Source organism: Microcoleus sp. MOSTC5, assembly GCF_036701825.1.
Taxonomy (GTDB): Bacteria; Cyanobacteriota; Cyanobacteriia; order Cyanobacteriales; family Microcoleaceae; genus Microcoleus; species Microcoleus asticus.
The window spans coordinates 14,904-28,305 of the sequence record NZ_JAUBRK010000012.1 but is presented as its reverse complement, the minus strand read 5'-3'; the positions used below and the strand labels follow the sequence as shown (position 1 = coordinate 28,305).

At 46.9% G+C, this 13,402-nt stretch carries 8 protein-coding genes; 2 read left to right on the top strand and 6 right to left on the bottom strand.

All coding sequences use genetic code 11. The features are described 5' to 3' along the window. Window positions 1-9: 9 nt before the first annotated feature. From QUA54_RS08620 to QUA54_RS08605, 4 genes are all read right to left on the bottom strand, one after another. The gene (locus QUA54_RS08620; protein WP_333414171.1) at window positions 10-780 is read right to left on the bottom strand and encodes a hypothetical protein; all 771 of its coding nucleotides are present in this window, start codon (window positions 778-780) and stop codon (window positions 10-12) included. Between the two features lie 126 nt (window positions 781-906). After that, window positions 907-2,517, bottom strand: coding sequence for a ribosomal protection-like ABC-F family protein (gene abc-f / locus QUA54_RS08615; RefSeq protein WP_333414170.1), 1,611 nt, complete (start codon window positions 2,515-2,517; stop codon window positions 907-909). Window positions 2,518-3,105: 588 nt separating this feature from the next. After that, a complete protein-coding gene (locus QUA54_RS08610) occupies window positions 3,106-4,131 on the bottom strand; it encodes an ABC transporter permease (protein ID WP_333185281.1) in 1,026 nt (341 codons plus the stop codon). Between the two features lie 212 nt (window positions 4,132-4,343). After that, the gene (locus QUA54_RS08605) at window positions 4,344-4,688 is read right to left on the bottom strand and encodes a hypothetical protein (RefSeq protein ID WP_172186840.1); all 345 of its coding nucleotides are present in this window, start codon (window positions 4,686-4,688) and stop codon (window positions 4,344-4,346) included. Between the two features lie 314 nt (window positions 4,689-5,002). Here QUA54_RS08605 and QUA54_RS08600 point away from each other — a divergent pair, with 314 nt between their 5' ends. Next, window positions 5,003-8,722, top strand: a complete 3,720-nt coding sequence (locus QUA54_RS08600) for a PAS domain S-box protein (protein WP_445301539.1) — start codon at window positions 5,003-5,005, stop codon at window positions 8,720-8,722. 61 nt (window positions 8,723-8,783) lie between these two features. On the opposite strand, the gene QUA54_RS08595 is transcribed toward QUA54_RS08600, so the two are convergent. Together QUA54_RS08595 and QUA54_RS08590 are read right to left on the bottom strand one after the other, a co-directional pair. Beyond that, window positions 8,784-9,851 carry an ABC transporter permease gene (locus QUA54_RS08595; protein ID WP_333300100.1) on the bottom strand — a complete coding sequence of 356 codons (1,068 nt, stop codon included), beginning with the start codon at window positions 9,849-9,851 and terminating at the stop codon, window positions 8,784-8,786. Window positions 9,852-10,013: 162 nt separating this feature from the next. Then, window positions 10,014-11,147 (bottom strand): AI-2E family transporter, encoded by a 1,134-nt coding sequence (locus QUA54_RS08590; protein WP_172186842.1) that lies wholly within the window; start codon window positions 11,145-11,147, stop codon window positions 10,014-10,016. 409 nt (window positions 11,148-11,556) lie between these two features. Here QUA54_RS08590 and QUA54_RS08585 point away from each other — a divergent pair, with 409 nt between their 5' ends. Next, complete coding sequence (locus tag QUA54_RS08585; RefSeq protein WP_333414169.1) at window positions 11,557-13,353, top strand: efflux RND transporter periplasmic adaptor subunit; 1,797 nt, start codon at window positions 11,557-11,559, stop codon at window positions 13,351-13,353. Window positions 13,354-13,402 lie beyond the last annotated feature (49 nt).

Sequence of the window (13,402 nt, the reverse complement as noted above, 5' to 3'; positions counted from 1 at the left end):
CCCGGCAGTTCAAAGAGTGCCCGTGCCGTTGCCTGTTCCATTATTCGGAGACAAATTGTTGCTGGGAGTGGTATTCGGCGAAGTTCCCGGATTGAGATTATTCTGATTGGTGGTATTCGGCGAAGTTCCCGGATTGGCATTATTCGGAGTGGTATAGGGCGAACTTCCCGGATTGAGATTATTCTGATTGGTATTCGGCGAAGTTCCCGGATTGGTATTATTCGGAGTGGTACTCGGCGAAGTTCCCGGATTGGCATTATTGGGAGTGGTATAGGGCGAACTTCCCGGATTGAGATTATTGGGATTGGTATAGGGCGAACTTCCCGGATTGGCATTATTGGGAGTACCTGCGGGCGAAGTTCCCGGATTCTGATTATTCTGATCGGTATTGGGCGAAGTTCCCGGATTCTGATTATTCTGATTGTTGGGATTTGGCGTGCCTGTTGGAGTAGTTATCGGGGTGCCGACAGCATCTCTGGTGATGGGGTTGGGGTTCGGGGCAGCAGCCGGAGTGCCCCCATTGGGGTTATTTGCAGGAGCATTGGCGGGGTTGCCCGCAACCGGAGCAGTGTTTTGGGGAGCTGCATTGCTGCCGCACAAGCTTACTAAATCAAAAGTTGTGCCGCCTGGAGTTTCGAGGAAGCAAACCGGCACATTTACTTGGGGGTTTGAGGCTCTGGGAAAATCGGCTGTTCCCGGCATGGGACGGCTAAAGGCAGCTTCAGCCATCAGTGGGGTCAATGCCGCCGATAGAGCGGCGATTGTTCGCAATAATCTCATCAGCGTTTCCTCAAATATTGAACTGTGTTTGATCCAGTATTGCCCAGAAACTAGAAATTGTCTTCTTCCCAAAATAGGAGCTTTTGCTACTCCTGCTGATGTAGACTGCGCCACTGAGCTTCTGAATTAAGACATTTGCATCTCAAGTAATTCCTGATGATAACGTTCCAACTCATGCGGTTGATGGATCAGCGGCTGAAGTTGGCCGTTGTGGAGTTGGTAGGCTTGTGTGATTCCAATGCGGCTGAGAAAGTCGAGGTCGTGGGAAATGACCCAGAGGGCGCTCTGAAACTCATTGACTCCATCAACAATCTGATTCACTGTTTCCAAATCCAAATTATTTGTTGGTTCATCTAAAATGAGCCAATCAATTTGAGAAATGCCGATCGCAGCCAGCCCTAATCTCGCTAACTCACCGCCGCTTAAGGCAGATGCAGGCTTGTTCACCTCATCATTAAAAAATAGAAAATTTCCTAATTGCTGTCGCAGCAATTGATAGTCTAAGTTTGGGTTGGCCATTTGCATATTTTCGAGGACTGTCCGAGAGCGATCGACCATTTCATAGCTTTGATCGAGATATACCCCTTTTATGGCAGATTTTATGGCAATTTCACCGGATTCTAAAATTGCTGGAGTTCGCTCCATTCCTAGAATGGCTTGAGCTAAACAGGATTTTCCTGAGCCGTTCTTTCCAGCAATAGCAATGCGCGATTCTGACGATACATGAAGCTGAATGTTTTTGATTAATCGGCGCGCTCCTAATCTCAAATCAGCACCTTGGATATCGATTAAATTTTTATGTTTGTGACTGCATTCTTCTAATTTAACCCTGGTTGTTTTCGTCGTTCTGATTTTGGTTGCGGTAACTTGATTAGTTGCTTGTTCTACGGCTAGTTCATGTTTTTTCTTAGCTATTCCTGCCGTTACTTCAGCTTGTCGCTTCAACGCACCAGCGAGAATTTTCGGAATGCTGTCGGCACGTTTGCGACCTTGTTGGCGAGATTGGGCGGCTCGTTGTTGTTCGTGAGCTGCTGATGTTTTCACTCGCTTTAGTTCTTTTCGCGCTACTTCGTGGGCGCGTAATGCGGCTTGATGTTCGGTTTCTTTTTGCGATCGATAGAAGGAGTAGTTGCCACCGTAAATCTTTAACTCCGCTGGCGTTAATTCCCAAATCGTATCGACGGTGCGATCGAGAAAAAACGGCTTGTGCGAGACAATAACGAAAGCACCAGAAAATTCTTGCAGTGCTGTCTGCAACTGTTCCAGGGTTAACAGGTCTAAATGATTTGTTGGCTCATCTAACAACAGAATATCAGGCTGCTTCGATAGAGCGATCGCCAACCAAAGTTTCGTCAGTTCTCCGCCGCTCACTGTGCTCAGAGGCTGAGATAGCGAGACTTCCGAGGGAAACTTCTCCTCTAGCAACGTCGTCACCGTCCACCATTCATCCGAATGAGAAGCGATCCAGTCCAGTACCAATTCATTCGATGCAGACAGATTCAGGGTACTGACTTGAGGCAGATAGTAAACACTACCTGTCCTCGCGACTGTGCCACTCTGCGGGATTAGTTGTCCGGCAAGTAGCTTGAGCAAGGTCGATTTACCGCTGCCGTTGCGGCCGACTAAGCCAATGCGCGAGCCTTCATGAATCGCAACAGTGATATCTGCGAACAAAGTCCGTGTGGGTGCGACTTCGCAGGTCAAATTAGCTGCGTTGAGTATTGCTTTCTTTTGCATATTTCTGCTCCATCTTGGTTTGCTGAGCCGTCCTCGTAGTGCTGGACGCTCGATCGCAGTACGATCGAGAGGTCGCTACCCAATTCAAATCTTTGGCTTTCGTAGTTTTTAAAGCACAGAGCGTTGGAAATCGATCGGGATGGGTTAGCAACCAGCAGTTAGCTTCATGGCAGTAAGAATTAATAAACTACAATAAATTACACTATAATACACAAATTTTACGTTGTCAAGCCACAGATGTTTTGAATTCTGCGGTACAACGGATACAGTCTTGGACGCAAGGAATCTATTTGGACACCATCTGTAGTTGTAAGGCGCGCGCTGTACACCATACTGGCTCTTCCTTACTTACTGTGCTAATTTATCTAAAAATAATGGCACAAATTCTTATATAGCAAAGATTTATGGTCTGGTTTTAGTTTATTTTAGCCGTTTTTATTATTCAGAAATATGTTAATTTTCAACTACTTAAACTAATAGTTTGGCAGAGCAAGTAAGCAATAGCCAGTATGGTGTATGATGTCCGGTAAATTACCCTGTTGATTACGGGTAATTTACCGGACATCATATCATAACAACTAACTTTTTTTAGTACCGAATTCGCGGGTCAACGTAAGCATTCAAAATATCAATTACAATGCTGGCAATTACAACAATTGCTGCAAAAAACACCACAATACCTTGAACAGTTGGATAATCCCGCAAGCTAATCGCTTCGTAAAGGCGATTTGCCAACCCCGGCCAAGAAAAAGTAACCTCTGTTAAAATAGCACCGCCTAACAGTGCAGCAAAAGTCAATCCTAAGACAGTAATCACCGGAATTAGCGCATTTTTCAGAGCGTGAGCCCATAAAATCTGCAATTCGGGAATGCCTCTAGCTCTAGCTGCTTCGACATAATCTGCTTGCAAAGTTTGCTTGAGATTCACTCTGACAATGCGCTCGAAAATGCCGCTCAAAAGAATCCCCAACGTCAAACTCGGAAGTGCCAAATAATGCAAAGATGTGAGAAACTGACCGGGGTTAGCGCTCAGGAGACTGTCAATCGTGTACAGTCCTGTGTAGCCTTGGGGGGCTGGGAATGTCACGGGAAAGCGAGTTCCCAAGGGAAACCAGCCCAACTGCACCGCGAAAATCAACTGCAAAACCATGCCGGCCCAAAAAGCGGGCAGCGAGTAAGTGATAATGCCAAACAAACGGCCGACAGCATCGAAAATAGTGTTGGGGCGGGATGCTGCCAGGGAACCGATACTGATGCCGACAATTAAAGCTATGGCCATGCTACAAACTGCTAATTCCACTGTAGCGGGGAAATAGTCTCCGATAATTTGCCACACGGTTTGTCCGCGAGTGGTGATAGAGGTTCCCAAGTCCAGACTGAATAAGTCTTTCATGTACTTAAAATATTGCTCCCACAGGGGTGCGTCGAGGCCGAGTTGGGTTCGCATTGCTGCTTTGGTGGCTGCCGGAGCTCGCGAGCCGAGAATGGCATCTATGGGGTCGCCCGGAGTGGCCCGCAGCAACAAAAATACTGCTGTGGTGATTGTCCACAACATTAGCGGTGCGAGAAGCAAGCGGAGAAAAATATAAGATTGCAGGGCTTTGGAACGAGACATAATATTTGGGAATTGCCAATTGCGAAATCATTAATCATTAGCCAGATGTGGAAGGCATCAGGCAGATGGAAGGTAGAAGCTGAAAGAAAGAAACAGATATTTTATATCTGCGACTTCCGTGCCGCGAATCAGGGGAATTGAGAATTGCGAATAGACAGTTAAGTTGATTTTTGCGAAAAAGCCGATCGACTTTTTCGCATTTCCCGATTTTCCTATTCGCCCAGCAGCGATTCAAATGCAGCTTGCAAAGACTTGATATCGCCTACTCTCGCTACTAACAAGTTTTCGCTGCCTGCATCCTGCAGCCTGTGCTTCCAATACTGGATGCTATCCGAGTTGTTCATCCAGAAACTAATCACGGTGTCTACAACTCGATCGACATCCCAGCCGCGATCGGGAGAAACTGTCTCCACGGATGCCACAAACGCATCGAGAGTACACTTCCGGTTTGCCAAGTATTCTACACCCGACGGCTGCTGTTGTTGCAGCAATTCCTGCTGCTGGTTAAAAAATGTTAAAGTTGGAGATACGCCCAGGATTTCAAATGTATAGTTCATGTCATCCTCCAGAAGTATTATTTTGCCAAAAGATCGATCGTCCAAAAAAGCCAAAAACGCTTTACTTTGCTGCCCTTGATGAAATGCAGATGCTTCAATTATCCTCTTTGTAGTCAGTCGATCGGAATGTAGGCCGCTTATCTTATTAATAGCAAATTATTTAATACCCGATTGTCAAATAATTTACATTTGTCCTGCCACAGTAGAAAAAATTTAAATCTAATTTTTATTAAGCAGCCGTAAAGGAGACCCTCCGTACCCGGAGAAAGCGATCCCATTTTAAATGAACAATTTTAGATTAAAGAATTAAATAATTGGGAAGGACTGATGACAACCAGGGTGTGGAGCACGGGCCTAAAGTTGCTTCTTTTACTGGGTGTGACGTTTTGACCGCGAGTCCGCAGAGCGATCGCCACATTCAGGCAAGTAGTGCCATCATTAATATTACAAGTTTTTACAGTAGCGGTGGAAACCTCCGCCAAGTTTTGAGCGGCCGGTCACCGCACTTCACTCTTGCTGTACAACTTTGTAACTTATATCAAGGGCATCTTTTAAACGACAAACGATACGCAAACTCGGTAGGTGTCAGAATATTGATGTTATTGAAAAATCTGAGCAGTTATCTGATGAAAAGCTCGCCCAAGATGTCACTGAGCCTAGTTTTGTTGATACCGCTGGTGGTGCAAATCTCCGTAGCAGTCGGCGTGACTGGATGGCTGTCGTTTCGCAACGGCCAGAAAGCCGTCAATGACCTTGCTACTAGGTTAAGTTTGGAAGTTGCAGCGAGGACGAAAGAAAATTTCCGCAGTTTTGGGGATGTGTCTCATTTATTCCTGCAAATGAATACTGCTGCGATCGCCTCTGGAAACTTAGACCCGGAAGACTTCTCCAATTTAGAGCGCTATTTGTGGAACCAGACCAAGCTGAGCGATCGAACTACAACCATCTACTACGGCGACGAACAGGGCAAATTCCTCTTGCTCAAGCGAGAAGCAGAAAGCTTAGTATACATCAGAGACGAATCAACCGCTCCAAACCGCCAAATTTATCGCCTCGACAGCCAAGGAAATCGCACTGAGCTAATCAAAACCGTCGCTTATGACCCCCGTACTAGACCGTGGTACAAAGCTGCCAAACAGTCAGGAAAAGCCACTTGGTCTCCTATCTACGTTTTCGCAGCCCCGCCAGTTCTGGGGATTACGCCGGTGAGGCCCATCTACAGCCAAACGGGTAGCCTGCAGGGGGTACTGGCAATTGACCTAACTCTTTCTCAAATCAGTGATTTTCTCAAAAGCATCAAAATTAGCCCGTCGGGACAAGTTTTTGCGATCGAACGCAGCGGAGAAATAGTCGCCAGTTCCACAGACGAACTGCCCTTTGTCACTGGCCAAGACGGACAAAAACGGCTGTTAGCGACACAGAGCAAAAATTTGCTAATTCGATCGGCCTCTACATACTTGCAAAAACGATTTGGCAATTTTGAACAAATTGACAGCCAAGGACAGTTTACCTTCGATATTGACGGCAAACGTCAATTCATTACAGTTGCTCCCCTGCAAGACGGCCGCGGTCTTGATTGGCTGATTGTAGTCGCTATCCCAGAAGCAGACTTCATGGGGCAAATTAACGCCAACACTCGCACAACTATCTTATTGTGCTTTTTTGCCTTCGTACTGGCGATCGGACTCGGAATTTTTACCACTCGCTGGGTTGTCAAACCGATTACCCGATTGCTGGAAGCTTCCAAAGCTTTAAGAAAAATGTCTGAGTCATCCGACTTCACCTCCGCAGAATTAAACGGCGAAGTCGAAGTCCAAGGCGTCAAAGAACTCGGCCTCCTAGCTCAGTCTTTTAATGAAATGGCCCGACAATTGCGATCGTCTTTTGTTGCCCTAGAACAAACCAACTCTAGTTTAGAACAGCGAGTAGCAGAGCGGACGGCAGAACTCGAAGCCGCCGAAGCAGAATTGCGGGCTTTGTTTGCAGCCATGAACGAATTAATTCTAGTTTTGGACGCCAGCGGTCGCTATTTAAAAATTGCGCCCACCAATCTTTCCCTACTCTACAAACCAGCCGAAGAATTAGTTGGCAAAAAAGTCGGAGAGGTGTTTCCGCAAGCTACAGCCGACAATTTTCTCAACCACATCCGAGCAGCTTTAGATACTAAGCAAACTGTCAGCATCGAGTACGATTTAACTATTGACGACCGCGAAGTTTGTTTTGCCGCCAGCATTTCGCCACTTTCAGAAGAATCCGTCATTTTTGTAGCCCGCGACATTACCGAACAGAAGCGAGCGGAATCCGGGCGGCGCCAAAGGCAAAAACAATTGCTCACACAAAATACGGTTTTGGTAGAATTGGCAAGAAATAAAGCGCTGTATCGAGGCGATTTGCAAGTAGCTTTGAGGCAAATCACCGAAGCAGCAGCTCATACCCTACAGACAGAAAAAGTCGGCGCGTGGCTGTATGATGAGACTCGCTCGAAATTGCAATGTCTCGACCAATTTCACCGCAGCAGCGAACAGCATGAAGCAGGGGCAGAACTCGCAGCAGCAGACTATCCAGCTTATTTTAAAGCTTTGGAAGAACACCGGACGATCGCAGCCGACGATGCTTTCTCAGATATTAGAACCAGAGAATTTGTGGCATCTTACTTTGGACTCACCGGCATCAAATCAATCCTAGGTGCGCCGATTCGACTTGGCGGACAAACAGTCGGAGTTATCTCTATCGAACAAGTGGGAACTCATCGCAACTGGACATTAGAAGAACAAAATTTTGCAGCTTCTCTGGCAGATTTAGTGTCCCTAGCCATAGAAGCTAGCGAGCGCGAGCGCACACAAATCGCTCTGCGTCAAGCAGAACAAAAATACCGCAGTATCTTTGAAAATGCCGTCGAAGGCATTTTTCAAAGAACCCCCGAAGGCCACTTCTTGAGTGTAAATCCAGCTTTAGCCCGCATCTACGGCTACGCCACTCCCGAAGAATTGATATCAAACCTTACAAATATCAGACAGCAAGCTTACGTCGATCCTCAGCGGCGCGACAAGTTTATGCAGGTGATGGAAGAATTCGGAGAAATTTCGGGGTTTGAGTCAGAAGTTTACCGCGTTGACGGCAGCATAATTTGGATTTCCGAAAGCGCGCGTGCAGTGTGCGACGCCGACGGCGAGGTACTCTACTATGAAGGCAGCGTCGAGGATATTAGCGATCGAAAAGTCTTTGAATCCGCCTTGCAACTCGCCGCAGAAGCAGCCGAAGCCGCTTCCACCGCAAAAAGCGCATTTTTGGCAAACATGAGCCACGAACTGCGAACACCTCTGAATGCCATCATCGGCTACAGCGAAATGCTCCAAGAAGAAACCGAAGAATTGGGCTACAATGAACTCACCCCAGATTTAGACAAAATCCGCACTTCCGGCAGACACTTGCTGTCACTAATTAACGACATTCTCGACATTTCTAAAATCGAAGCCGGCCGCATGGATCTTTACTTAGAAACCTTCGACATCGCCGCCTTGATTGAAGAAGTTGCATCTACCGCCGCGCCGCTAATTGAGAAAAACGGCAACACTCTAAACTTGGATAAAATTACGAATATCGGCACTATGCACGGTGACATTACCAAAGTGCAGCAGATTTTATTAAATTTGCTGAGCAATGCCGCCAAATTCACTCAAAACGGTACAATTACCCTCACCGCCACCCGAGAAAAAATCGCGGGCGACAGCAGCGAAGCCAGACAAGAAAACACTTCTGAACCTGCGGTAAATTCTCTATCTTCCATTGCCAGTAAAGAATTTTTAGTTTTTAATTGTACAGATACAGGAATTGGGATGAATCCGGATCAGTTGCAGCATATTTTCCAACCCTTTACCCAAGCAGACGCTTCCACCACCCGCAAGTACGGCGGCACCGGTTTGGGATTAGCAATCAGCCAGCGTTTTTGCCTAATGATGGGCGGTAATATTTCAGTAACAAGTCAGGAGGGTGTTGGTTCTACTTTTACGATCCGCTTACCTGTTAACAATTAAAAGTAGGGTGCGTCACTGCTGCCCCGGCTGTGCCTGGGAACGATAAATTACTAAGTTGCAATTACCTTTGAATGCTTCTCGGATCGAGAGCATCCCGCAACCCATCCCCCAATAAATTAAACGCCAAAACAGTCAAAATAATCAGTATCGCCGGAGGCCAAACCAACCAAGGCTGCAACACTAAAATGGAAGCATTGGTAGACAGGGATAGCAAATTTCCCCAAGAAGGATCTGGCTGTTGAATTCCCAACCCAATTAAACTCAAAACCGACTCCGCCACAATAAAACCAGGAACCGACAAAGTGGCAGAAATAATTACGTAAGTTGCCGTTTGTGGCAACACGTGGCGGACAATAATATAAATTGGATTAGCGCCCATTGCCCGCGCCGCTTGCACGAATTCTAGCTGTTTAATTGACAGTACCTGGCCGCGAATTACCCGCGCTAAACTCGCCCAACTAATAAATGAAGTAATCAGCACAATCAATATAAATCGCTGAGCGCTTGTCAATCCCGGGGGCAGCACTGCTGCTAGCGCTACTAATAAATAAAGACCGGGAATCGTCATCAATACTTCGGCGAAGCGCATTAAAATACTGTCAATCCAACTGCCGAAATAACCCGAGATTCCTCCGATTAACAATCCCAAGGGAAATGAAATTGCTATTCCTACTAAACCGATGCAGAGGCTAATTCTGCTGCCCTGTACTAAGCGACTGAATTGATCGCGAGCTTGTTCGTCCGTTCCTAAAATGTTAATTTGGCCTTCTCCTGTAGTACCAAACAAGTGCCTGTCTAATGGCAAAACTCCTAAAAACTTATAGGGAGAACCTTTGACAAATAAACCTAAAGCAGAGGGTTTTTGCCAGTCTACAATTACCTCGCGATCGCCCGTATTCGCATCCACCGGGCCCTGAGTAGTCGGATAAACGTGGGGCCCGATAAATCGCCCGTCTTTGGTGCTTAAATAAATCTGGGTCGGCGGCAGCAATGAACCGTTTAATTGAGAGTCGTAGGGGTCGTAAGGTGCCACAAATTCGGCAAAAAGTGCGACTGTATAAAAAATTAACAGCAGCACTGCTCCCAACCGAGCTAGAGGATTTTTTCTAAGATTTTGCCACCAATTCATAAGTTTTTAGGTTTGAGATTTTAAGTGGGTTAGTAATAAAGACTAAAGTGCTTAAAGTTCTTAGTAAAGACTTTAGCCTTTTCTTAATGGACTCAGCAGCCAAAAGTTAATTTCTGGCTTAGACAAGTTTTCATGACTGAAATACTTACTACAAAAATTAGACTATTTTTGTTCATCTGAAACCAAAATGATTCTACTTTCATCTTCGGATATTTTACCCAATTCCTCGCCGCTAAAAGGATTGTAGAAAAACGAGCCTGTTTGCGGTGGCAATTTGGGATTGAGTACAATTTCTACTATACTTTTTACTACCCCTGTTAGCGGAATTGCCAGGATAACTCCTAACAACCCTCCCACTCTACCTCCTAACAGCAAAGCTGTGAAAATAATTACCGGGCTCAATCCGGTGAGATTGCCCATGATTCGGGGCGCTACTAAATTATCCTTGATTTGCTGGAGACCGATCGCCACTACCAAGACTTGCAGCGCCAGCCACCAATCAATAAACGCTACAATTATACTAACAGTGCCAATCCCCAGCGTTGCTCCGATGAACGGAATTATTTCTGTCAATCCTATAAAGACGGCAAACAAGAGAAAAAACGGAACTTGCAGCCACCAAAAAGCCAGAGTTAGCGAGATTGCCATAAATAGTCCCAGCAATAACTGTCCCGACACAAATCGCTGGAGGTTTCGCTCCAAAGTCTCTGTTAAAACATAGCGAATGTCTGGGGAAAAAATGCTGGTCAAACCCTGCCACACTCTTTTCCCGTCTAGGAGCATATAAAAGGAAATCACCACAATAAAAATTAAGTCCAAAAACCAGTTAAAAGTACCTACAACTAAGCCTAAACCCGTACCGGCGATCGCCTGTACTTGTCCCTGGACTCTAGCTGACAGTTGCTGCTCCAATATTTGCACGTCAAACGGTAAATTGCGCTCGGCACTCCAGGCTTGAAATTCACCTAGCTGCAGCCGCCCCGACTCCAGCAATTCCGGGAACCTCACCCCCAACTGCCTAGCTTGGCTGAACACCGGCGGCACAATAGTTAAACCGATTACTACTACTATCACACCCGCAGTTAAATAAACCAGCCCCGCAGCTACTCCCCGAGGCAAAAATACTTGCAGTCTTTTTACTGCATAATTTAATAAAAATGCAATGAGTCCCGCTGTTACTAAAATGCTGACGAGTTCCCCAACATAACTGACAGCAGTCAGGGTAAACCATCCCGTCACTAGCACTAGCAGCCAAGTAATTAGAAACTGTTGGAGGGGAGAAAAGAGACTATTCATTTTGATTTTTTTTAAATAAACTGGCACAACTTTTTTAGCCGATGTGCCGTATTCTACAATAAACACATTAGAGTATAGATTAGCAATAATCAGTTCAAGATTAGACTGAATTCTCTCAGCATCGATCCGTTAGGTGATGGCAAAACCGCTCCGGGACAGACAATGCCAGCCCGATCGACCCCACGCTGCAAAATCACCCTAATATTCAGTATGCCCGGGAGCCAGATCGAATTAAATGTCGATCGTACAAAGGCTCAATTCGCCATTGTAAGGTGAAATGGCGCTACACTCACCCAAAAGGAGGACGCGCAACTGCTCAGGCCCTTCGTTAAAATGAATCAGATATAAAAACCGCAATCTTTCTTTACAATAAAAAAACCACAGGCTAATAGCGGCGAGAGGAATTACCGTGACCAATCAAGTTTTTTCAGAAGCGGAAGAAAAGAAACCCATTCCCCCCGTGCAGAGCGGACGCGACAACAACTCAGCAGTGGACATACCTGAAAGTGGACTCTCAGACCGCTCTCGCTGGCAATTTTCTCCTGAGGAAGATGAACGAGAAGTTGCCCTAGAACCTCCAGAAATGGAGGGGGAAGAATCTGAAGTTTTGGAACCAGAAGAGCCAGAAGCCTCGCCCAGCAAAGGACTCAGGTGGCCTACCATGTTGGCGGGCGCAGGCATTGGCGTGGCTGCAACGCTGCTAGCAGTAGAGTTGACTGGTGGGGGCAAGCAGAGCGCGCGTCCCGCAGTTCCAATTCCACCGGCAAATCAGCAGGCGACGGCTCAGACTGTGACAGTGGCGCCTGTGGAATCTGCCGAGGTGGGTGAAACTCTGGAAGCGACGGGCACCGTGGTGGCCTACGACTTGCTGCCGGTGCTGCCGCAGGCTAACGGTTTGCAAATCAAGCAGGTTTTGGTGGCGGAGGGAGATGCGGTAGAAAAAGGTCAGACGATGGCGGTTTTGGACGATTCGGTGCTGCGATCGCAAATTGCCGAAGCGCTTGCTGGAGTACAATCGGCTAATTCTACGGTAGAACAAGCCGAAGCTCAGGTACAGCAAGCTCAGTCAGCCCAACAAGAAGCCCAAGCCGGCGTCGCTCAAGCTCAAGCTGGCGTTGAAAAAGCCATCGCTGACGCAGCGCAAGCCCAAACAGGCGTCGGCCAGGCCAGGGCCGGTGTGGAGCAAGCTAAAGCCGGTGTCACTCAAGCTAGAGCGGGAATTGCTTCCGCCCAGGCTAAATTAGCTCAAGCTCAAAGAGAAGTAAACCGCAGCCAAAATTTGGCTACTCAGGGAGTAATTAGTCAGCAAGATTTAGAAAAGCGCAAGACGGAGCGAGACACGGCAGTTCAAGACTTGAACAAAACTAAAGCTGACTTGAATACAGCTTTGGAAGAACAGAATAAAGCAGCGGAAGAAGTGCGATCGGCTATTGCTAAAGTAGCTACTGCTGAAGCTAATATCAGTACGGCTAGAGCGGCCCTCAGCAGCGCTCGCGCTAAAGTGAATACGGCCGGAGCGAGTGTCAGCAGTGCCAGAGCAAATGTCGGAAATAACGCAGCAACTGTCCGCAGCAATGATGCGCGAGTCCAACAGTTACAAACTCAACTAGAACAAACTATAGTGCGAGCACCGGATAGCGGCACTGTGGCTGAAAGAATTGGTCGAGTTGGGGATGTTTCTTCGGGGAGTCAAAAACTCTTTTCAATTATTCGGGGAAACAAGCTGGAACTACAATTGAAAGTGCCGGAAACTCAGGTTGCGCAAGTGCGACCGGGAACAGCGGTGCAGATTACTTCTGACTCTGACAAGCGGATTAAGTTGTCAGGAACTGTGCGAGATATTTCGCCGCTAGTTGACCCGCAAAATCGGCAAGCTACGGTGAAGATTGATTTGCCGGCAAGCGCGTTTTTGCGATCGGGAATGTTTTTGCGCGCATCCCTTTCGACGGCAACGGCTCAAGGTTTGAAAGTCCCCGCTAAAGCTATTTTGCCGCAATCTGACGGCAGTTCTATTGTTTACAAACTTGTCGGCGAGGACAAGGTACAGGCTCAACCAGTGGAAGTTGGGGAAATTTCCGGGGGTGCTGTAGGGGATTTGACTGCTGCTAAGGTGGAGGTTAAAAAGGGTTTGAAGGCGGGCGATCGGGTGGTTATTGCTGGAGCTGGTTATCTGAAGGATGGCGATCGGGTTAAGGTTGTTAAATAGTTATTGGTTATGGGTTATTGTTAGATTTTTTTGTGTTTTTTACCGCAGA